This is a genomic window from Streptomyces sp. NPDC058195 (assembly GCF_042883525.1).
Lineage (GTDB): Bacteria > Actinomycetota > Actinomycetes > Streptomycetales > Streptomycetaceae > Streptomyces.
The window spans coordinates 46,196-65,627 of the sequence record NZ_JBHVVM010000036.1 but is presented as its reverse complement, the minus strand read 5'-3'; the positions used below and the strand labels follow the sequence as shown (position 1 = coordinate 65,627).

Annotated in this window: 18 protein-coding genes; 8 read left to right on the top strand and 10 right to left on the bottom strand. The window is 71.2% G+C overall.

Features of this window, described 5'->3' with window-relative positions; translation table 11 throughout:
- Window positions 1–174: 174 nt before the first annotated feature.
- A complete protein-coding gene (gene gcvP, locus ACFVWY_RS31685; RefSeq protein ID WP_389878350.1) occupies window positions 175–3,060 on the top strand; it encodes an aminomethyl-transferring glycine dehydrogenase in 2,886 nt (961 codons plus the stop codon).
- Window positions 3,061–3,148: 88 nt separating this feature from the next.
- Here gcvP and ACFVWY_RS31680 read toward each other — a convergent pair whose 3' ends face one another.
- Window positions 3,149–3,355 (bottom strand): DUF5999 family protein, encoded by a 207-nt coding sequence (locus tag ACFVWY_RS31680; RefSeq protein ID WP_389878349.1) that lies wholly within the window; start codon window positions 3,353–3,355, stop codon window positions 3,149–3,151.
- Between the two features lie 370 nt (window positions 3,356–3,725).
- Window positions 3,726–4,319, bottom strand: a complete 594-nt coding sequence (locus tag ACFVWY_RS31675) for a hypothetical protein (RefSeq protein ID WP_389878348.1) — start codon at window positions 4,317–4,319, stop codon at window positions 3,726–3,728.
- 478 nt (window positions 4,320–4,797) lie between these two features.
- On the opposite strand from ACFVWY_RS31675, the gene ACFVWY_RS31670 reads away from it, so the two are divergent.
- On the top strand, window positions 4,798–6,303 hold the full coding sequence (locus tag ACFVWY_RS31670; protein ID WP_389878347.1) for a glutamate--cysteine ligase: 1,506 nt from the start codon (window positions 4,798–4,800) through the stop codon (window positions 6,301–6,303).
- Between the two features lie 50 nt (window positions 6,304–6,353).
- Here the strand turns inward: ACFVWY_RS31670 and ACFVWY_RS31665 are convergent, their stop codons facing one another.
- Window positions 6,354–8,141, bottom strand: a complete 1,788-nt coding sequence (locus tag ACFVWY_RS31665) for a substrate-binding domain-containing protein (protein WP_389878346.1) — start codon at window positions 8,139–8,141, stop codon at window positions 6,354–6,356.
- 184 nt (window positions 8,142–8,325) lie between these two features.
- Here ACFVWY_RS31665 and ACFVWY_RS31660 point away from each other — a divergent pair, with 184 nt between their 5' ends.
- Window positions 8,326–9,105 (top strand): CPBP family intramembrane glutamic endopeptidase, encoded by a 780-nt coding sequence (locus ACFVWY_RS31660; protein ID WP_389878345.1) that lies wholly within the window; start codon window positions 8,326–8,328, stop codon window positions 9,103–9,105.
- Between the two features lie 21 nt (window positions 9,106–9,126).
- On the opposite strand, the gene ACFVWY_RS31655 is transcribed toward ACFVWY_RS31660, so the two are convergent.
- The gene (locus tag ACFVWY_RS31655) at window positions 9,127–9,948 is read right to left on the bottom strand and encodes a PhzF family phenazine biosynthesis protein (protein WP_389878344.1); all 822 of its coding nucleotides are present in this window, start codon (window positions 9,946–9,948) and stop codon (window positions 9,127–9,129) included.
- A gap of 124 nt (window positions 9,949–10,072) precedes the next feature.
- Here ACFVWY_RS31655 and ACFVWY_RS31650 point away from each other — a divergent pair, with 124 nt between their 5' ends.
- Window positions 10,073–10,729: a maleylpyruvate isomerase N-terminal domain-containing protein gene (locus tag ACFVWY_RS31650; RefSeq protein ID WP_389878343.1), complete on the top strand. Its 657-nt coding sequence runs from the start codon at window positions 10,073–10,075 to the stop codon at window positions 10,727–10,729.
- On the opposite strand, the gene ACFVWY_RS31645 is transcribed toward ACFVWY_RS31650, so the two are convergent.
- On the bottom strand, window positions 10,647–11,567 hold the full coding sequence (locus ACFVWY_RS31645; RefSeq protein WP_389878342.1) for a maleylpyruvate isomerase N-terminal domain-containing protein: 921 nt from the start codon (window positions 11,565–11,567) through the stop codon (window positions 10,647–10,649). The two genes, ACFVWY_RS31650 and ACFVWY_RS31645, sit on opposite strands and share 83 nt — an antisense overlap.
- A gap of 166 nt (window positions 11,568–11,733) precedes the next feature.
- Between ACFVWY_RS31645 and ACFVWY_RS31640 the strand changes: the two genes are divergently transcribed.
- Window positions 11,734–12,267 (top strand): GNAT family N-acetyltransferase, encoded by a 534-nt coding sequence (locus tag ACFVWY_RS31640; protein WP_389878341.1) that lies wholly within the window; start codon window positions 11,734–11,736, stop codon window positions 12,265–12,267.
- Between the two features lie 147 nt (window positions 12,268–12,414).
- On the opposite strand, the gene ACFVWY_RS31635 is transcribed toward ACFVWY_RS31640, so the two are convergent.
- Together ACFVWY_RS31635 and ACFVWY_RS31630 are read right to left on the bottom strand one after the other, a co-directional pair.
- Window positions 12,415–13,473, bottom strand: a complete 1,059-nt coding sequence (locus tag ACFVWY_RS31635) for a phosphotransferase (protein WP_389878340.1) — start codon at window positions 13,471–13,473, stop codon at window positions 12,415–12,417.
- Window positions 13,474–14,324: 851 nt separating this feature from the next.
- A complete protein-coding gene (locus ACFVWY_RS31630) occupies window positions 14,325–14,903 on the bottom strand; it encodes a DUF4240 domain-containing protein (RefSeq protein ID WP_389878339.1) in 579 nt (192 codons plus the stop codon).
- Between the two features lie 368 nt (window positions 14,904–15,271).
- Here ACFVWY_RS31630 and ACFVWY_RS31625 point away from each other — a divergent pair, with 368 nt between their 5' ends.
- Window positions 15,272–15,898, top strand: a complete 627-nt coding sequence (locus ACFVWY_RS31625; RefSeq protein ID WP_389878338.1) for a PadR family transcriptional regulator — start codon at window positions 15,272–15,274, stop codon at window positions 15,896–15,898.
- Between the two features lie 71 nt (window positions 15,899–15,969).
- On the opposite strand, the gene ACFVWY_RS31620 is transcribed toward ACFVWY_RS31625, so the two are convergent.
- Both ACFVWY_RS31620 and ACFVWY_RS31615 read right to left on the bottom strand, forming a co-directional pair.
- Window positions 15,970–16,401, bottom strand: a complete 432-nt coding sequence (locus tag ACFVWY_RS31620) for an SRPBCC family protein (RefSeq protein ID WP_389878337.1) — start codon at window positions 16,399–16,401, stop codon at window positions 15,970–15,972.
- A gap of 61 nt (window positions 16,402–16,462) precedes the next feature.
- Window positions 16,463–16,684: a hypothetical protein gene (locus ACFVWY_RS31615; protein WP_389878336.1), complete on the bottom strand. Its 222-nt coding sequence runs from the start codon at window positions 16,682–16,684 to the stop codon at window positions 16,463–16,465.
- Window positions 16,685–16,929: 245 nt separating this feature from the next.
- On the opposite strand from ACFVWY_RS31615, the gene ACFVWY_RS31610 reads away from it, so the two are divergent.
- Window positions 16,930–17,499 carry a Clp protease N-terminal domain-containing protein gene (locus ACFVWY_RS31610; RefSeq protein WP_389878335.1) on the top strand — a complete coding sequence of 190 codons (570 nt, stop codon included), beginning with the start codon at window positions 16,930–16,932 and terminating at the stop codon, window positions 17,497–17,499.
- Between the two features lie 120 nt (window positions 17,500–17,619).
- On the top strand, window positions 17,620–18,630 hold the full coding sequence (locus ACFVWY_RS31605) for a DMT family transporter (RefSeq protein WP_389878334.1): 1,011 nt from the start codon (window positions 17,620–17,622) through the stop codon (window positions 18,628–18,630).
- Between the two features lie 88 nt (window positions 18,631–18,718).
- Here the strand turns inward: ACFVWY_RS31605 and ACFVWY_RS31600 are convergent, their stop codons facing one another.
- A complete protein-coding gene (locus ACFVWY_RS31600; RefSeq protein WP_389878361.1) occupies window positions 18,719–19,411 on the bottom strand; it encodes a pyridoxamine 5'-phosphate oxidase family protein in 693 nt (230 codons plus the stop codon).
- Between the last annotated feature and the right edge of the window lie 21 nt (window positions 19,412–19,432).

Below are 19,432 nucleotides of genomic sequence, written 5' to 3'. Positions count from 1 at the left end.
GGGTTTCGTGCGGCCGGGTGCCGGTACGAGTCCCTACCTCACCGACGGTGAAAGCCGGTACGCCCCAGGGCGCGCCGGTGAAGCTCTCAGGTTGAGATGACAGAGGGGGAGGCCGTTCGGGCACCCGCGCAGGGGTGCCCCTCGCAGGTCGTGACAGACCAGGAGGCCTCCACCATGACCCCCCGTCGCACTCCGCTCTCCCAGCTGGAGCAGGGCATTCCGTTCGAGCAGCGTCATATCGGACCCGATGCCGAGGCGCAGTCGAAGATGCTCGCCCAGGTCGGTTACGGCTCGCTGGACGAGCTCACCGCGGCCGCGGTTCCCGATGTCATCAAGAGCACGGAGGCCCTCGGGCTTCCGGCCGCGCGCACCGAGGCCGAGGTTCTCGCCGAGCTGCGTGACCTCGCGGACCGTAACCAGGTGCTGGCCCCGATGATCGGTCTCGGCTACTACGGCACGTTCACGCCGCCGGTGATCCTGCGCAACGTCATGGAGAATCCCGCCTGGTACACGGCCTACACGCCGTACCAGCCGGAGATCTCGCAGGGCCGTCTGGAGGCCCTCCTCAACTTCCAGACGATGGTCGCCGACCTGACCGGGCTGCCCACCTCCGGCGCCTCCCTGCTCGACGAGGGCACCGCGGCCGCCGAGGCCATGGCGCTCGCCCGCCGTGTCGGCAAGGTGAAGAACGGCGTCTTCCTGATCGACGCCGACGCCCTGCCGCAGACCGTCGCCGTCATCCGGACCCGCGCCGAGCCGACCGGCGTCGAGGTCGTCGTCGCCGACCTGTCCGAGGGCATTCCGGCCGAGCTCGCCGAGCGGGGTGTCTTCGGCGTCCTGGTGCAGTACCCCGGCGCGTCCGGCGAGGTGCGGAACATCGGGTCCGTCATCGAGCAGGCCCACGAGCTGGGCGCGATCGTCACGGTCGCCGCCGACCTGCTGGCCCTGACCCTGCTCACCTCGCCCGGCGAGCTGGGCGCGGACATCGCCATCGGCACCACGCAGCGCTTCGGCGTTCCGATGGGCTTCGGCGGCCCGCACGCCGGGTACATGGCCGTGCGGGAGAAGTTCGCGCGCAGCCTGCCCGGCCGCCTCGTCGGCGTCTCCGTCGACGCCGACGGCAACAAGGCCTACCGGCTGGCCCTGCAGACCCGCGAGCAGCACATCCGCCGCGAGAAGGCCACCAGCAACATCTGCACCGCGCAGGTGCTGCTCGCCGTCATGGCCGGAATGTACGCCGTCTACCACGGACCGGACGGACTGCGGACGATCGCCCGGCGCACCCACCGCTACGCGTCGATCCTGGCCGAGGGCCTGCGCGCCGCCGGTGCCGACGTCGTGACCGGTGCCCACTTCGACACCCTCACCGTGCGCGTCCCGGGCAAGGCGGCCGAGGTCGTCGCCGAGGCCCGCGAGCGCGGGGTCAACCTGCGCCTGGTCGACGCCGACCTGGTCTCCGTCTCGTGCGACGAGACCACCACGCGGACGCAGATCGCCGCCGTCTGGGCCGCTTTCGGCGCCGAGGGCGACATCGAGGCGCTGGACGCCAGCGTCGCCGACGCGCTGCCCGAGGGGCTGCTGCGCACCGACGCGATCCTCACGCACCCCGTCTTCCACCAGCACCGCTCCGAGACCGCGATGCTGCGCTACCTGCGTCGGCTCGCCGACCGTGACTACGCGCTGGACCGCGGCATGATCCCGCTCGGTTCCTGCACCATGAAGCTGAACGCGACCACCGAGATGGAGCCGGTCACCTGGCCCGAGTTCGGCGCGCTGCACCCCTTCGCCCCGGCCGAGCAGGCGCAGGGCTTCCTCACCCTCATCCGTGAGCTGGAGGAGCGCCTGGCCGAGGTCACCGGGTACGACGCGGTCTCGATCCAGCCGAACGCCGGCTCGCAGGGCGAGTTCGCCGGTCTGCTGGCGGTACGGGCGTATCACCGGGCCAACGGTGACGAGCAGCGCACCGTCTGCCTCATCCCGTCCTCCGCGCACGGCACCAACGCGGCGAGCGCCGTGATGGCCGGAATGAAGGTCGTCGTGGTGAAGACCGCCGACGACGGCGAGGTGGACGTCGAGGACCTGCGGGCCAAGATCGAGAAGCACCGCGACGAGCTCGCCGTACTCATGATCACGTACCCGTCGACGCACGGTGTGTTCGAGGAGCACGTCGCCGACATCTGCGCCGAGGTGCACGACGCGGGCGGCCAGGTGTACGTCGACGGTGCCAACCTCAACGCGCTGGTCGGCCTCGCCCGTCCGGGCCGGTTCGGCGGGGACGTCTCCCACCTGAACCTGCACAAGACCTTCTGCATCCCGCACGGCGGCGGTGGCCCCGGCGTCGGCCCGGTCGGTGTGCGTGCCCACCTCGCCCCGTACCTGCCGAACCACCCGCTCCAGCCCGCGGCGGGCCCCGAGACCGGTGTCGGACCGATCTCTGCCGCCCCGTGGGGCTCGGCCGGGATCCTGCCGATCTCCTGGGCGTACGTCCGCCTGATGGGCGGGGAGGGGCTGAAGCGCGCGACGCAGGTCGCGGTGCTCGCGGCCAACTACATCGCCAAGCGCCTGGAGCCGCACTACCCGATCCTGTACACCGGTCCGGCCGGGCTGGTCGCGCACGAGTGCATCGTGGACCTGCGGCCGATCTCCAAGGCCACCGGAGTCAGCGTCGACGACATCGCCAAGCGGCTGATCGACTACGGCTTCCACGCGCCGACGATGTCGTTCCCGGTCGCGGGGACGCTGATGATCGAGCCGACGGAGAGCGAGGACCTCGCGGAGCTGGACCGTTTCTGCGACACGATGATCGCCATCCGCGGCGAGGTCGAGAAGGTGGCCTCCGGCGAGTGGAGCGCGGATGACAACCCGCTGCGCAACGCTCCGCACACCGCGGCGACGGTCGGAGGCGAGTGGGAGCACGGATACAGCCGTGAGACGGCGGTCTTCCCGGCCGGTGTCGTGGCCGCCGACAAGTACTGGCCGCCGGTGCGACGGATCGACGGTGCCTTCGGCGACCGCAACCTCGTCTGCTCCTGCCCGCCGCTGGACGAGTACGACCACTGAGCGGTGAGCGCCGCCGCGTGACGCGGAGGTGCGTCGGGGCCGGTTCGGAGGATTCTCCGGGCCGGCCCCCGTTCGTTACCGGCCGCGGTCAGGCGGCCTTCACCACCCGATCGGCCGCCAAGGACCGGTGCGGAGCGATGATCTGACCATCCGGGAGCAGCTCGCCGGTGTCCTCGAAGAGCAGGACGCCGTTGCAGAGCAGGCTCCAGCCCTGTTCCGGGTGGTGCGCCGTCAGGCGGGCGGCCTCCCGGTCGGCTGAGTCGGCGGTCGGGCATGGTGGCTGGTGTTGACACATGGCTGGGTTCTCTCGCTGCGTTGTAGTGAATGTCCTGCGGCTGGACGAGGTGTTCATGGCCGCCCCCCGTATCGATCGGTCCGTTCCCAGTGTTGCCCCACGGGCGTCAATCCGCAGGGATTTCGCGGCAGCACTTCTCCTTACCCGAAGGACGTGTCACCCACGCGGACGGTTCACCGCAATTGCACTGTCACTTCGGGTGGTTCGGGGTGGTCGGTACGGGCTAGTCCGGACGGGCGGGAAGTGCGCCCCCGGTCCTGAACCCCCTTCGGCCCCGGTTTCTCGTCCCGCGCCCCGCGCCCTTGCAGCACCGCGCCCCGACACCGTCCTCGGTGTCGGGGCGCGGTGCTGCAAGGGCGCGGCCGGCGCCTCAGGCCGGCGAGCCGAGCAGGGGGCCCGGTCCGGGCGGGATGCGCAGCGTCATCACACGGAGCAGGTCGGCGACCCGGTGCGGTCGGTGCGCGGCGATCCCCGGCGGGGCCGGGGCCAGCGGGACGAGGAGGTCGGCGGGGGCGAGCGCTCCGGCGGTGGCGTCCGCCCCGGCGTCGTCGTGCAGCCACAGCGTCAGCATGTACAGCTCCGGGATGGACAGCAGCCGGGGCTGGTAGAGCGGTGCCAGGGTCTCGGCCTGGCGCAGGGCGAGTTCGGTCGAGGCGATGTAGGGCCCCTCGAAGAAGTGCGAGAAGGCCCAGCCGTCCGCGGTGAGCATGGTGTCCGCCGCCGCGACGGCCTGCTCCGCGTCGCGGATCAGGAACCGCCATCCGGCGATCCGGGTGGCCGGGGCCGCGCCGTTCGGACCGATCCGCTCCAGTACGTGGACGGGGAGCGGGAGTTCGGGGCTGAGCGGTCCCTGGGCGGACCGGAGGGCGGGGGTGCGGGCTTCGCGTACCGCGGTGGGTGAACCGAGTGCCGCGAGAACGCTGCGCAGAGCGGGCGCGGGAGCCGGGAAGACATGCAGCGGCATAGTGGGTCGCCTCTCGCTTCGGAGACACGGTGGTGCGTGGGCGGGTGCAGACGGCGCTGTCGGCATGCGGGGCCAGAGGGGCCGGTGACCGGGCCGGTGCGTCAACTCTCTGCCTCGTGCGCAAAGTTTATACGAAATGTGTTCACTCGGTGTTTCCACTAGCCTTCGCGGGCGACGCAGGCAAGGCGGTATCAAGACTTTATTACGCGATGAATCTTCTGATTTCGTGTCAGCGGCACGGCTGCTGCCTGGGGGTTTTCCCCAGACGCGGACGGCTGAAACACATCGACGATTTCGCCCTCGCCGACCGGCAATCGCATCCCGCATCATGCCTTTGGAATGTGCCCCGAGCGACTGTTCTCAGACTAGTGGGTCAGTGGCGTTCTCGCGGGCGTTATAGATCACCCCGTCTGGGCATTATCGATCCTGATGCGAGCGGTCTGGGCCGCGGGCCGCCCACCGAGGGAGGGACGCTTCGATGGGGGAGAAGGTCGTGGCGGGCGCCTTTGACCTGTCCGATCGGCAGAGGTATCGGAAGAAGCTCCACGAGTGTCTGGAGGGGCTGGAGCGACTTCTTGCGGAGCAGCGGTTCGACCGGCCGCGCAACCTCATGGGCGTGGAGATCGAGCTCAATCTCGCAGGCGCCGACGGCATGCCGAAGATGATGAATGGGGAGGTCCTGCCCCGCATCGCAAGCCGCGATTTCCAGATGGAACTCGGGATGTTCAATCTGGAAGTGAACATAGTCCCCCACCGCTTGGGCGGACGCGTTCTCGATCAGCTGGCAGAAGAGCTCCGGGCCGGGCTCGGATATGCCCACCGGAAGGCGGGCGAGGTCGATGCCGGGCTCATGATGATCGGGATTCTTCCCACGCTGCGCAGTGAGGATCTCGTGCTCTCCAGCCTCTCGGACGCGGAGCGCTACACCTTGCTGAACGATCAGATGGTGGCGGCGCGGGGCGAGGTCTTCGCCCTTGATATCCAGGGCGTGGAGCGGCTGGTCTCCACCTCCGCCTCGATCGCCCCCGAGGCCGCCTGCACCTCGGTCCAGTTCCACCTCCAGGTGACGCCCGCGCGGTTCGCCGCGGTGTGGAACGCGGCCCAGGCGATCGCCGGTGTCCAGGTCGCACTCGGTGCCAACGCACCCTTCCTGTTCGGCAGGGAGCTCTGGCGGGAGTCGAGGCCGCCGCTCTTCCAGCAGGCCACGGACACCCGGCCGCCCGAACTGCGCAACCAGGGGGTGCGGCCCCGGACCTGGTTCGGGGAGCAGTGGATCGGCTCGGCGTACGAGCTCTTCGAGGAGAACGTGCGCTACTTCCCGCCGCTCCTGCCCATCCATGACCAGGAGGAGCCGCTGCGGGTACTCGACGAGGGCGGGGTGCCGCGGCTGGCGGAGCTGGTGCTCCACAACGGAACGATCTACCGCTGGAACCGGCCCGTGTACGGGCTGGTCGACGGTGTACCCCATCTGCGAGTGGAGAACCGGGTGCTGCCCGCCGGTCCCACCGTCATCGACATGATCGCCAACGCGGCGCTCTACTACGGTCTGGTGCGCTCGCTCGCCGAGGAGCCCCGCCCGGTGTGGACCCGGCTGCCGTTCGCCGCGGCGGAGGAGAACTTCGACGCCGCCTGCCGCACGGGCATCGACGCGGAGCTGATCTGGCCGCGCCCCGGCCGCGCGGGCGGGCTGACCCGGGTGCCCGCCGTCAAGCTCGTACGCGACGAACTGCTGCCGCTGGCCGCGGCCGGGCTCGACGCGTGGAACATCGAGCCCGCCGACCGCGACCGCTTCCTCGGCGTCATCGAGGAGCGGTGCCGACTGCGGGTGAACGGCGCGTCCTGGCAGGCGGACACCTACCACCGGGCGCGGGAGGCCGGGCTCGGCCGGCATGCGGCGCTGGCCGCGACCACGCGCCGCTACGCGGAACTGATGCACAGTGGGGAACCCGTGCACACCTGGCCGGCCGGTGCTCCCAAACCGTGACGCGTCCGGGTCACGGTGCGGGGGCGCCCGGCCGGTGACCGCGTACGCCCCTACCTCTGGGCGGCGTGCCCGCTCTGGCCGGCCGTCATGATGGCCTGCAGGATCACCGTCTGGATCTCGGCCGGGTCGATGACCTGGTAGCCACCGCCACCGGTCACCTTCGCCACCTCGTTCAGCTCCTCGCGATCGGCCTCGGGGCCGACCGCGATGGCGAGCAGTGGCACCGGACGCTCCGGGTCGGCGATCCGGCTCAGCTCCGCGATCAGGGCGCTGCGGGAGATCGACAGCTCGTCCTGGTTCGACCCGTCGGTGAGGATGACGACCGCGTTGAACTTGCCCTTCACATACGTGGCCTGGGCATCCTTGTACGAGGCCAGGACCGTGTCGTACAGCCCCGTCGCGCCGCCCGGCACCGGCTGGAGCGCCGCGAAGGCGGCGGAGAGCTTCTGGCGGTGGGTGCCGCCCCCCTTCACCGGATCACCCAGCCGGGTGGCCGGGACCAGCCGTCGGTAGTCCTTGTTCCCGTCGAGCGAGGTGGCGAACTCCCAGAGCCCGATCTCGTCGTTCGGGGTGAACTGGTCGAGGGCCTGGATCAGGGACGCCTTGGTGACGTCCATCCGGGACTGGTTGCGGCCGGGCACGATCGTGGACATCGACCCGGACGCGTCGACGACCGTGGTCAGCCGGGCGCTCTGCACCGTGATCGTCCACATGCCGAGCGTCTGCTGGAGCGCCTCGGCATCCGGGGTCTCGGCGGGGGCCGCGTACGGCTGGGGCTGCTCGCCGCCCGCCGTGGAGACCACCTTTGGCCCGGCGGCGCCGTCGGCGTCCCTGAACCCGTGCCCGGCCAGGACGGCCTGCGGGCCGGGCTCGCCCAGCAGTGTCATGAAGCGCAGCGCCGCCCGGCTCTCGGACGTGCTCATCCCGGCGTCGTTCACCAGCGTGTACGGGTAGTTGAGGAGCGGTGCGCCGTCCTCGGGGTAGAAGAGGTCGAGCTTGCCGCCACCGGACGACGCGGCGTTGTGCGCGAACGCCGCCTGCTCGGACAGGAGCACGGCCTGATTGCGCCGCGGATTGCCCTGCGCGGCGCCCGCATCGCCCTGCGCGAGGGTCTTTGGCACCTGGGAGTCGCTGTCCGACATGTGCTGCGCCAGCAGTTTGGCGGTCGCCGCGACCTGGGTGTCACTGTCATCGCCCGCCTTCTCGGAGGAGGCCCCGATCCGGGTGAGTGCCATCAGCGCGGTGGCGCTGCGGCCCGGGTCGGCCGAGCCGAGGCGCATCTTGTCCGCCTCCACGGCCGCGGCCGTCAACTCCGCCCAGGTGTACTTCTTCTTCGGCCAGCCGAGTGCCTTGGCCGCGGACGGCACCATGGCCAGGGCTACGGGGGAGGTGGCGACCGAGTCACCGGGTGTGACCGGGACGCCGTCGCCGGTCCCCTTGGCCCGGTCGACCCAGAGGTCCGAGTCGGGCAGCCAGACCTGGAAGTCCGGCGCGCGCGTGCTGCGGGACAGGGCGTCGGCGACCTTGTACGCATCGCGGTCCCGCACCGACACGGACAGGCAGCGTCCGTCCGTCCGCACCTCGTCCTTGCGCGCCTTGTCGGCGACGGCGCGCAGGGCGGGAGCGATGTCCGGCGAGGCCACCACGGACAGCCGTACGGCCGAGTCCCCGCAGCTCTTCGAGAACGACAACAGGCCACCCTGGGCCGCGACGGCCGTCCCCGCGGCGATCGCGAGTACGAGCATGGCCGCGATCGCGACGGTGCGCCGACGGCGCGGCGGCGACCCGTCCCCGCTCCCGCCGTCGGCGTAGTCGTCCGGCAAGCTGTGACGTCCCATGTCGGTGGTGCCCCTCCTTGAGGATGTACAAGGAAAAGGGGGACCACACCATCGGCAATGGCGCTCGTCCCCCGGCCTGTCGCGCATGATCTTCGTACCTGCATTCGAGACCCTAGCCGGGCGGGGAGCAGGATGGGGCGTGAATGCACAACTGAAGGCAGGTGTACAGGTGGAGGTGGGGCTTATGGCTGATTCTTTCCCTCAAGAGGCCACGTCGCGAAGGATTCTGCGGTCCGAAACGATCCTCGTGCTGGCCCTCTCGCTGGGTGCCAGCGGGGTGTCTGCCCTGATCAGTTTTGTCGGATCGCTAACGAAACCAGGGGGTTTGAAGGATCAGGCCGCCACGCTCAACAGTTCCTACGCTCCCGGGCGCCCATGGCTGGATCTCGCCTGGCAACTCTTCGGTATCGCGACGGCGCTGGTGCCCGTCGCCCTGGTCGCGCACCTCCTGATCAGGGAGGGAGCCGGACTGCGCGTCATCGGCTTCGACCGCACCAGACCCTGGCCGGACCTCGGCCGCGGCACGGTGGTCGCGGCGGGCATCGGAGGCGCGGGCCTGGCCTTCTACCTGGCGGCACGCGCCACCGGATTCAACCTGACCGTGGTCCCGGAGTCCCTGCCCGACGTGTGGTGGAAGTTCCCGGTGCTGATCCTGTCCGCGATCCAGAACTCCGTCGTGGAGGAAGTGATCGTCGTCGGGTACCTGCTCCGCAGACTGGGGCAGTTGGACTGGTCACCGATGGCCGCGCTGGCCGCGAGTTCGGTGCTGCGCGGCTCGTATCACCTGTACCAGGGGATCGGCGGCTTCATCGGCAACATGGTGATGGGCGTGGTGTTCGTCCTGCTGTACCGGCGCTGGGGCCGGGTCGGACCGCTCGTCGTGGCGCACACGCTGCTCGACGTCGGTGCCTTCGTCGGCTACGCGCTGCTGGCCGGGAAGGTGGGATGGCTGCCCACGCCGTGAGGCCGGCCCGGTGTGCGACGGTCAGAGCGCCGTGAGCAGTTCGCCGTCGATGACCGTCACGGCGTCGCCGGTCAGCAGCGTACGGCCGCCGCGCAGGGCGGTGCGGACCAGACCGGAACGGGCGGACGCCTGGAGCCCGGTCAGTTCGTCGCGGCCGAACCGGGCCGCCCAGAAGGGGGCCAGCGCGGTGTGTGCGCTGCCGGTCACCGGGTCCTCGTCGATTCCGACACGCGGGAAGAAGCCGCGCGAGACGAAGTCGTAGCCGAGCGAGGGGTCCGCAGCCGCGGCGGTGACGATGACCCCGCGCCGGGAGACCTCGGCCAGGACGGCCAGATCGGGCGTCAGTGCCCGCACGGTCGCCTCGTCGGACAGTTCGACGAGCAGGTCGCCGACGTGCGGGCCGGTGTCGTGGACGCAGAGCGGTTCGGCGCCCAGCGCGGCGGCCAGACCCGCCGGGACCGGTTCCGGGGCCAGCGGGGACGTGGGGAAGTCCAGGGTGATGGCGCCGTCCGGATGGGCCGCCGCGGTGAGGACGCCGCACCGCGCTGAGAAGCGCACCGTGCCGCTCGCCGCTCCCGTGGTGTGCAGCACGTGTGCGGTGGCGAGCGTGGCGTGCCCGCACATGTCGACCTCCATGGCCGGGGTGAACCAGCGAAGCGCCCAGTCGGCCTCGCCGCCCGGGGGCAGGGGGTGGGTGAAGGCGGTCTCCGAGAGGTTCAGCTCCATGGCGATGTGCTGGAGGCGGTCGTCCCCGGGAAAGGCGGCGGAGTCCAGTACCAGGACTCCCGCCGGATTGCCGGTGAAGGGGCGGTCGGTGAACGTGTCGACGATGCGGATCCTCATGCCGCGACCCTACGAGCGGTACGGCGCCCGGGGCCAAGGCCAATCCGGGCCCACTGGCCCCTGAGGCGCCGCCGGTGCCGCCGGGTGCTTGTCCGGCTCCGCGACAGCGCACTAAATTGCCGGAGTGGATCTCTTCTCGCGCTCCTGGACCGCCCTGCGCACGGCTGTCGCGGGCCTTGGCGACGAGGATTTCGCCCAGCCGTCCGGCTGCGCCGGCTGGCTCGTACGGGACCTGGTGTGCCACCTGGTCATCGACGCCCAGGACATCCTGATCACGCTCGCCACCCCCGCCGACGCGGAGCCCACACGCGACGCGGTCACGTACTGGGAGACGGCCGGGGAACCACCGGCCGGTGACGATCCGCTGGACGCGCTGACCGTCCGGCTGGCCGCCGCGTACGAGGACCCCCGGCTGCTCCTCTTCCATCTGGACGACGTCGGCTCCGCCGCGGGCCGCGCCGCCGCCCTCGCGGACGTGGACCTCCGTGTCGCTACCCGCGGCCAGGTGCTCACGGCGGGCGACTACCTCGGCGCGTACGTCCTGGAGTGGACGCTCCATCACCTCGACCTGGTCGCGCACCTCCCCGGCGTGCCGGGGCCGCCCGCGGAGGGACTCGCCCGCACCCGCGAGATCCTGGAGCGCATCGCCGGTACGCCGCTGCCCTCCTCGATTCCGGACCGGGACGCCCTGCTGGTCGCTACCGGGCGCCGTGCCCCGACCAGCACCGAGCGGGCCGCGCTCGGTGGCCCGGCCGCGAGGTTCCCGCTCCACGTCGGCTGAGCCGGGGCTCGCCGGAGAGTGACCGGCTCACACCCGCGGCATTGCCCGCACTCATGTGCCGGAGCTTCCTCGTCCTCCGGCTCCCGCTCCTGGAGCCGGTGGAGGACGCGCTGGTCTCCGTCGATCGCCAGGGAGCCCACCGGAACCCGGCCGTACAGGGTGAGGACCAGCGCACCGGCCGTGCCACGGGCCGAGACGGCCGGGAGGCGGCAGAGCCCCGCCGGGAGCGGGAAGGCGGGTGACCCGTGCGCCGTCGGCGCTGAGCGAGAGGCGCCAGGAACGGCCCTCGGCGGTGTGGAAGCCGGCGTCGGCGGGCTCGTGGGGCCAGACACTCGTCGTCGCGCAGCAGGTGTGCGGGAACTCGTCCACACCGTCGAGTGCCGCTAGTCCGGCAGCGGCTGCGGGGCGCCCGCGGCGAGCTGGGCGTCGTAGGTGTGCGCCGAGCCTCCTGGAGCTGGTGCCGGGCGACGGCACCGGACGTCTGCGGCGACTGCGACGCGCCCCACCAGGTCCAGCACCCGCGATCCGGCCCGGTCTCGCGCAGCGCGTGCAACAGGAGCCTCGTCGGCTCGGCCGACGAGGCCAGCAGCGCCGCGTGCTCGCGCGGAGGGGGGCGGGGCGGACTGGGCCTGGGGCGCGGAGGCGGGCCCCGCGGCGACCTTGGCTGCCCAGTGGCGGTGTACCCCGCCCGGTGGTGCACCAGGTCGGCCCGTGTGCACCCGGGGCAGGTCGGTACCGGTACGTCGAGGCTGGGCGCGGAGTCGGCCGCGGCCCGGAACGCGACCGGACGTTCGTCGAACAGCCGGAGCAGGGTGGCGCATTCCTGTGCGAAGGCCACCGCGCATCCCTATCAGCACGCCCCGGCGGCCGGGCACCGGTTCTCCCGGCCGGTACGCATCCCGTGGAACGTACGGCGGCCGAAAAATCCGTGGAGGGTCCGGCCACCCCATGTGATACCTCTCCCTGCCATGAGTGATTCCATGCGTGACTCCACGAGCGATGCCATGAGTGATTCCGTGCGCGATCTGGTGACAGCCCGGCTCGCGCTTCATCCGATGACCGCCGCCGACGCCGGGCGAGTGGTGGCGGGCGAGCCGGACAGCGACACCCGATGGGCGCCCGGATACCCCGGCACGGGCGATGTGTTCGCCGCCCGGAGACTCCTGGAGACCTGCGCGCACACCGGGGATCCCCGGCCGTTCGGCAACTTCGAGATCCGCCGTCGCGAGGACGGCCTGGCGATCGGCGGCATAGGCTTCCACGGCCCGCCGGACGAGTCCGGCGACGTCACGATCGGCTACGGCCTCATCCCGTCGGCGAGGGGCAGGGGGTACGCCACCGAAGCCCTCCGCGCCCTGCTGCTGTTCGCGCGCTCGTGCGGCGTCGCCCGGGTGAAGGGCGACGCCGACCACGACAACATCGCCTCCCAGCGCGTCATGACGGCGGCGGGCATGCGACCGGCCGGACAGGGCGAGCACGTCCGGTACTTCGAGATCACCTGGACCAGTACCCCGGACGAGACCGGCCCGCGGCCCTGACCGTTCATTCGCTGATCTGTCCCAGCGGGGTTCCGCGCATCGCCGCGAAGAGGAGCGGATGCCCGCTCGTCTCGCCGAAGGCTGGGAGCCTGCCCGGCCTTCGGGCCCGGGGGCGCGGCGGAAGCTGCTGTCACGCGCTTGCGGCGATCAGTACCAGGGGCGGGCGTCGGGTGCGGGCAGTGGGCGCAGCGTCGGCCAGCGTTCGAGGAGGCGGTCGGCCAGGGCGGAGCTGAGGCGGCCGACGGCGTGCAGGTGATCGTGGTCGCGGGTCATGCCCGCGACCACGCCCAGGCGGTGGACGAGCCGCTCACGAGCGGAGATGTAGCCCCACTCGAAGTCCTCGGCGGGCACCCGGGCGAACTGGTCGACCGTCCTGCGGTGGGCCCGCTCGACGAGCGCGTCCCCTTGGATCAGCCAGCCCGCGCACGCGTCGGCGAGGTCACCCGGCACGTCCTTCCCGGTGAGGTCGCGCCAGGTGGTCCGGTAGATGTCCTCGACCTCCTTGAGCGGGGCCGCGGTGACCGACATGGCACACCAGCAGGTGGGGAAGCCGATGCGGAAGTAGGCGAGTTCGATCAGTCCGTTGCCGAGCGAGGCCCCTTCGAAGTCGACGAAGCGGACGCCTTCGGCGGTGCGCAGATCATTGCCGGGGCAGGGGTCGCCGTGCAGCAGCGCATGGTGCGCGGTGGGGTCCAACCGCTCCAGGAGACCGGCGAGTTCATGGGAAACCGTGGGCGGTACGGGCACGTCGAGCGCCCTGGCCAGGGTGAGGAAGGACTCCGCGTCGGTGGCGGTGGGCCCCGACCAGACCGGCAGCGCGCCCGCGTCGGCGGGCCCGGTCAGGGAATGCAGCCGGGCGAGCGACTCGGCGTACCCCGGCATCCAGTCGCTCGTCTCGCCGAGGTCGTCCACGTGCTCAAGGACCAACACCCGCGAGGAGGGGTCCGTGGCGAGCACCGCGGGGGCCACGGCGGGACCGGAGGCCCGCCCCGCCAGGCGCAGTCCGGCGACCTCCCGCGCGAAGCGCGTGTTCGCGTCGGCGCTCGTGTCCCCGTCGTCGGTGATCTGCTTGACGATCACCAGCCGCTGGTCGGCCAGTTGCACCCGCCACACCCGTGACCGCGGGCTGCTGTCGAGGAGTCTGGTCAGCTCGGGAATGCCTACGGTGGAGAGAAGCGCCTCATTGAACGGAACACGGTTCGGCATGCCGACCAGCGTAGCCATCACTTCGCGTGAGCGCCCCGTCAGCCGGTCATCGAGCCACGGGGCCCCGGACGACTGGTACCACGTCCCCGGATGACCGGCGCCGAGACCGTCAGCGTGCACTGAGACAGACCGTCACGCACCAGACTCCGCTGATGCGGGTCATTCGCCACTGACCTGTGACAGTGCTCGTTGATCGGTTGCCGGGAATGGTTGGTCAAAGCTGCGCTGCGTCAGAGAAGGCGACTCATCGGCCGTCTGCGTAAGAGAAGGCCGACCCCTCGGCCATCTGTGTCCGCGAAGGCTGACCGTTGTGTGGTGCCATCCTGCGATGGCTGGTCTGTCTCGATGCAGGTCGGCTGCCTTCAGCGAGGGGGTGTACGTGCCGGAGCCGCTGGAGTGCCCAGGCACGTAGGGGTGAACGGGCTCTGGCGCTGACCTCGTGGCCGGGCTGGATCCCGGTGCTCTCGCACGGGGTGCGTGGTCGTCCGTGTCTCCCGAACGCGCGGCCGTGAAGAGCTGGTCGCCTTCCTGCGTGACCCGCACAAAGAGTTCTGTGTCCGGGGCCACGAGTCAGGAGAGCGGCACCCTGGACGACTTCCCGGAAGCGCTTGCCGCACGGGTGCACGACTCACCGGGCGCGTACCGGAACGCAGGTGAGCAGATCCCGCCCGACGGCGATGGGACCTTCATGGCCCGAGCCCTCCGCGCGGCCACCCGCTCCGCGTAGGGCAGAGCCCTGCACCGCTCTGGTGCGGTACAGGACCAGCGGCAGAGCCGGTGAACGTGCTCACGCGGATGGCAGGCCCGAATCCCAGGCTCTCCGGTCATGGACGCCGACATCGCGTCACTGATCAGGAGCTGGCTCCTGCAGGGAAGAGGGCGTCGAGCCGGGGCGTCCCGGTTCTCACCGCGGCCTCTGGGGTGTCGGTCTCCTCTTCGGGCGTCGCCCACGTCTCCTGAACGGCTTCCAGGGCCTCGTAGAACGCGTCCCCGCAGTCCCCCTCCTGGCCCGTCAGCTCGTCGAATACCTCCTGGGCCACATAGTCGAGTTCCTCCCATTCCGGCCAGTCGTCGTCACGCCACTCCCGTGTATGCCGTCCTGCCAGGGCCCGCACTTCAGCAACGTCGGCGAGGGCGTCCGGATCAGCGAGCACCGCCCTGTACGTTCCCTGCCCCTGGGACACCAGCCAGAGCGCGAAGTAGTCGAAGCCGTCGTCGGAGCACAAGCCGCCCTCGATCCGGCTCACCGCCCGCCACAGTGCGTCCGTGGCGACCGCCTCGCACGCGGCCTCCAGGCGTGCCTGAAACTCCACCCACTCCGCAGCCGGCCGGCACCGCAACTCCCCGCGCAGCCACTCCAGCCGTTCGTGCCGGTCACCGGGGCGACGGTTCAGCTCGTCCATGAGTACCCAGAAGGTCCTGTCGTCCATGCCGCACAGGATCGCAGCCAGCACTGACAGGCCCGAGAGACGGGGATCGGCGAGCGGCTTGGCTTCTACCGGGATGCCGCGGAAGACGCATGCTGTCGGCCAGCGGCGTGCTCCGGGCGAGAGCGACCGCTCGATGCAGGCCACTCTCCGGCAGGCAGAGGAACAGAGCTGGTGACCTCGTCGGCGCCGGTGAGGACGGCGTCCCCGCCAGCTCCGAGGAGCTGGCGGGCGTTGAGCGCCCTTCAGCGGCAACCGGCCAGCGGTCACTGTCACAGGGCAGCCACGCTCGATCGAAGGGGTTGTTGGGCGATCGGTTCCGATATATCGTTGACGCATCGCGACAGATCAATGATGAGAGGAGCGCGTCGATGCGTTCGCATGGGTACGAGCAGGGATTCGGGCACGGGCGTGGGCACTGCGGGCCCGGTCAGCAGGAGCACGGGGACTTCGAGGGGCGGCGGGCGGCCTTCGGGCCGTTCGGCCCGCCGTTCGGGGGCGGACCGTTCGGGGGCGGGCCCCTCGGCGGGGGGCGCGGCCGGGGTGGCGGCAGGGGGAGGGCGCGGCGCGGTGATGTGCGCGCGTCGATCCTGGCGCTGCTGAAGGACCGGCCGATGCACGGCTACGAGATGATCCAGGAGATCGGCGAGCGCAGCTCAGGGGCCTGGCGGCCCAGCCCGGGCTCGGTCTATCCGACCCTCCAGATGCTGGAGGACGAGGGGCTGATCGTCAGTGCGAGCGAGGGTGGCAAGAAGCTGTTCACGCTCACCGGCAGCGGCCGCGCCGAAGCGGAATCGGGGCCCGAGGCGCCCTGGGAGGATGCCGGTCGCGGCGTCGACTGGGAGGGTCTCAATGAGGTCCGGCAGGCGGGCTTCGGCCTGATGGAGGCGTTCGGTCAGGTCTGGAAGACCGGTTCGGCCGAGCAGCGCCAAAAAGCCCTCGCGGTCGTTGGCGAGGCCAGGAAGAAGATGTATCTGATCCTCGCCGAAGAGGGCTGAGGCCCGTGACGGTGGGCGGTCCAGGGCCTCGCGGTTGTGCCGCGAGGCCCTTTCCCGTGTGCGGGGTGAGGTCAGGCGGTGACGAGCCCCTCCAGTTTGCGCAGTGATTCGACGAGCGCGGCCGTCGCCGAGTCCTTGAGCTTTCCCGCCATCAGGGAGACCGCGGCTCCGGTGAACTCGCCGTCGATGCGGACCGTGGTGGCCTCCCCGTCAGGGGTGAGTGAATACCGCATGGCCAGGTTGACGCCCATCGGGCCCTTGCCTTTGGTGGTCAGGAGCCGGGCGGTCTCCAGTTCCGCCACCGTCCAGGTCACCTCGGCGGGGAAGCCCATCAGCTTCATGTTCTCCTCGTAGGTGGCCGCGAGCTCCAGTGCCGTCGGACCTCCCTTGGGGAAGCTGGTGTGCGTGGCGTTCCATTCGCCGTACGCGGTGAAGTCCGTCAGCTGGGCCCACACCTTCTCGGCCGGTGCTTCGATGCGTGCCTCTGCACTGACTTCGGCCATGCGACCACCCCTTCTCGACGGGTTCCGGTGTCGCGGAACGTAGCCGCAGTGACTGGAACATTCAATACTGATGAACCGTCAGGTCCATGGGACCGGGGTCGCCCGTGCCCGCGCGCCAGATCAGTGCGCCGTCGAACCTGTCGAAGGCGCGCGGGTGCGGACCGTCGTCGTGGCAGTGGAAGGCGGACCAGAAGAGATCGGCGCGCAGTGCGTCGGGCGGTGCGTGGACCCGGTACACGTATTCGCGTCCGTCAAGCGCGGGCAGGGCGACTAGCCAGGACATGACCGCGCACTCCCTTCCGGCCTGTCGGGTGGGGTATGGCCTGTGGGACGTAAGGACCAAGGATTCCGGTTGCTTGGGGAGCGCGTGGCAAGGCGGCGCGCGCCCTTTTTCCGATCGGATCCGGAATGGGCGGAATCTCATCCGCAAGGAGGAGGAACCGTTCGGGTGTGCCCACCTTGCGCGGGATGACTGGATGGGCCCCTCCGGGGATGTATCGCCGCCGCAGGGCTGATGAGGTGGGAAGCGTGCGATATCGGATGCCGCGGATTCCCCAGCAGCCCGTCCCCGGTCCTGCCGGGCGCCACGCCACGCTCACCCTGGAGCTGGCGGACGTGGTGGCGGGCGCCCGCAGGCGTGCGCTGCGGGACGCCGACCGGCAGATCGACACGGCGCATCTGCTGCACTCCCTGATCGAATCGGACCCTGCGGTGCGGGCGGTCTTCGAGGGCGACTCCCAGCTCGCCAGGGTGCTCGGCTACCTCGTCCAGCGCAGTATCGGCTACGGGCTCCGCTGGCAGGGTTCGGTGGAGGACTCCGGGGCGCTCCCGGTCGTCTCGCGACGGGACCTCGCGGTGCGGGATTCCGGGATGGGCGGCTGGTCGCCCTCGGCTGCCGCGGCGATGTCCGGAGCGCTGGACCGGTCGGCGGGGCGCGGTGACGTACGGACCGGCGGGCTCGACCTGCTCGCGGTACTGGCCGTGGACCGCGAGTGCCGGGCCGTCGAAGTACTGACACGGGCCGGCGTCGACGCGGGCCGACTGGCCGCCCGGATCGCTGACGTGCGCGACCGGGGAGTGCGTGAGGCGAAGGGCTGACCGTCAGGCGTCCCCGCCTTCCGGCCGCCCGGGAGGCGGGAGCGGAACATCATGGTCCGCTGCGCTCATGTCAGGGGTGACCGGGGTGGCGCTGCTGACCCCGGCTGTCATGATGGGCCGATGCACGCGTCTCAGGGGAGAAGCGCCAGCCTGGGACTAGCCCTGGTCTCGGCGTTCGCATTCGGCGGTTCGGGAGTGGCGGCCAAGCCGCTGATCGAGGCGGGGCTCGACCCGCTCCATGTGGTGTGGCTGCGCGTGACAGGTGCGGCGCTCGTCATGCTGCCGGTGGCCTGGCGCCACAGGGGCCTGGTGCGCAGCCGCCCCTTCCTGCTGCTCGGCTTCGGGCTGCTCGCCGTCGCGGGTGTGCAGGCCTTCTACTTCGCGGCGATCTCCCGCGTCCCGGTCGGGGTCGCGCTGCTGGTCGAGTATCTGGCGCCCGCGCTGGTGCTCGGCTGGGTCCGGTTCGTCCAGCGCAGGCCGGTGACCCGGCGGGCCGCGGCCGGGGTGGTGCTCGCGGTGGGCGGACTGGCGTGCGTGGTCGAGGTCTGGTCCGGGCTGAGCTTCGACGCGGTGGGGCTGCTGCTCGCGCTCGGAGCCGCCTGCTGCCAGGTCGGCTACTTCGTCCTGTCGGACCAGGGGAGCGGCGACCGGGCGGAGGGCGAGGAGCCGCCGCACCCGGTGGGCGTCATCTCCTACGGGCTGCTGACTGGCGCGCTGGTGCTCACCGTGGTCGCCCGGCCCTGGGGCATGGACTGGTCGCTGCTGGCCGGTACCGCCAGCATGGACGGCCGTGGCGTTCCGGCCTGGTTGCTGCTCGGCTGGATCGTGCTGCTGGCCACCGTGATCGCGTACGTCACCGGGGTGATCTCGGTGCGGCTGCTGTCTCCGGCCGTGGCGGGCGTGGTCGCCTGCCTGGAGGCGGTCATCGCCACCGTGCTCGCCTGGGTGATGCTCGGTGAGCACCTGTCGGCCCCCCAGCTCCTCGGCGGTGCCATCGTGCTGTCCGGTGCCTTCATCGCCCAGTCGTCGACACCGCGGACGCCCTCGGGCCCCGTCGCGTCGGGCGCCGGGGCTGGTGAGGCCGCTGTGCTTGCCGGAGGGGAACTCTCCGCGGGTCGCACCGTGGGGTGACTGCCGCTCGTGGCCCCGCCGCCCGCTGCCCGCTGCCCGCTGCCCGCTGCCCGGTGATCCGGAGCGGCGGGCGGTTGCCGTTGTCCGCTCAGAGCGCCGTGACGTAGTCCGGCACCGCGATCGCGGGGTCGAGATCGTCCGCGGGGAGCGGCTCTGCGTATCCACGGGCCAGCGGGACGACACCCGCCCAGTGGGGGAGCGCGAGGTCGCGGGCTTCGTCGTTGGGCCCGCCCGTGCGGAGCTTGGCGGACACCTCCCGCAGGTCCAGCCGGATGACCGCCGTGGCGGCCAGTTCCTTCTCGTCGGCCGGCCGTGAGTCGGCGGACCGGCCCGGCACCACATGGTCGACGATGGCGTCGAGGGCCATGCGCCGCTCCTCCCGGTCGGTCACCGTTCTTGCGATGCCGTGGACCACCACGGAGCGGTAGTTGACCGAGTGGTGGAAGGCCGAGCGGGCCAGAACCAGGCCGTCGACGTGCGTCACCGTCAGGCACACGGGGAGTCCGGGGTCGGTCCGGCCCGCTTCGCGCAGCGGCCGGGAGCCCGTCGAGCCATGCACGTAGAGCCGGTCGCCGACGCGGCCGAAGAGCGTCGGCAGGACGACGGGCGCACCGTCGCGGACGAATCCGAGGTGGCAGACGTAGGCCTCGTCGAGTATCGCGTGGACCATCTCGTGGTCGTAGGCCGCGCGCTCGCGGGAGCGGGTCGGGACCGTGCGCTCGGTCGGCTCGTATGCAGCGGCCTCCGGGGCTGCGGTCTGCGGTGAGGAGGTGTCCGGCATTGCGTACTCCATTGCACTAGT

Excerpts from the sequence above, each read along its gene's own strand:
- gcvP (WP_389878350.1), top strand. The coding sequence starts at position 175 with ATGACCCCCCGTCGCACTCCGCTCTCCCAGCTGGAGCAGGGCATTCCG.
- ACFVWY_RS31680 (WP_389878349.1), bottom strand. The coding sequence starts at position 3,355 with ATGTGTCAACACCAGCCACCATGCCCGACCGCCGACTCAGCCGACCGG.
- ACFVWY_RS31675 (WP_389878348.1), bottom strand. The coding sequence starts at position 4,319 with ATGCCGCTGCATGTCTTCCCGGCTCCCGCGCCCGCTCTGCGCAGCGTT.
- ACFVWY_RS31670 (WP_389878347.1), top strand. The coding sequence starts at position 4,798 with ATGGGGGAGAAGGTCGTGGCGGGCGCCTTTGACCTGTCCGATCGGCAG.
- ACFVWY_RS31665 (WP_389878346.1), bottom strand. The coding sequence starts at position 8,141 with ATGGGACGTCACAGCTTGCCGGACGACTACGCCGACGGCGGGAGCGGG.
- ACFVWY_RS31660 (WP_389878345.1), top strand. The coding sequence starts at position 8,326 with ATGGCTGATTCTTTCCCTCAAGAGGCCACGTCGCGAAGGATTCTGCGG.
- ACFVWY_RS31655 (WP_389878344.1), bottom strand. The coding sequence starts at position 9,948 with ATGAGGATCCGCATCGTCGACACGTTCACCGACCGCCCCTTCACCGGC.
- ACFVWY_RS31640 (WP_389878341.1), top strand. The coding sequence starts at position 11,734 with ATGAGTGATTCCGTGCGCGATCTGGTGACAGCCCGGCTCGCGCTTCAT.
- ACFVWY_RS31635 (WP_389878340.1), bottom strand. The coding sequence starts at position 13,473 with ATGCCGAACCGTGTTCCGTTCAATGAGGCGCTTCTCTCCACCGTAGGC.
- ACFVWY_RS31630 (WP_389878339.1), bottom strand. The coding sequence starts at position 14,903 with ATGGACGACAGGACCTTCTGGGTACTCATGGACGAGCTGAACCGTCGC.
- ACFVWY_RS31625 (WP_389878338.1), top strand. The coding sequence starts at position 15,272 with ATGCGTTCGCATGGGTACGAGCAGGGATTCGGGCACGGGCGTGGGCAC.
- ACFVWY_RS31620 (WP_389878337.1), bottom strand. The coding sequence starts at position 16,401 with ATGGCCGAAGTCAGTGCAGAGGCACGCATCGAAGCACCGGCCGAGAAG.
- ACFVWY_RS31615 (WP_389878336.1), bottom strand. The coding sequence starts at position 16,684 with ATGTCCTGGCTAGTCGCCCTGCCCGCGCTTGACGGACGCGAATACGTG.
- ACFVWY_RS31605 (WP_389878334.1), top strand. The coding sequence starts at position 17,620 with ATGCACGCGTCTCAGGGGAGAAGCGCCAGCCTGGGACTAGCCCTGGTC.
- ACFVWY_RS31600 (WP_389878361.1), bottom strand. The coding sequence starts at position 19,411 with ATGCCGGACACCTCCTCACCGCAGACCGCAGCCCCGGAGGCCGCTGCA.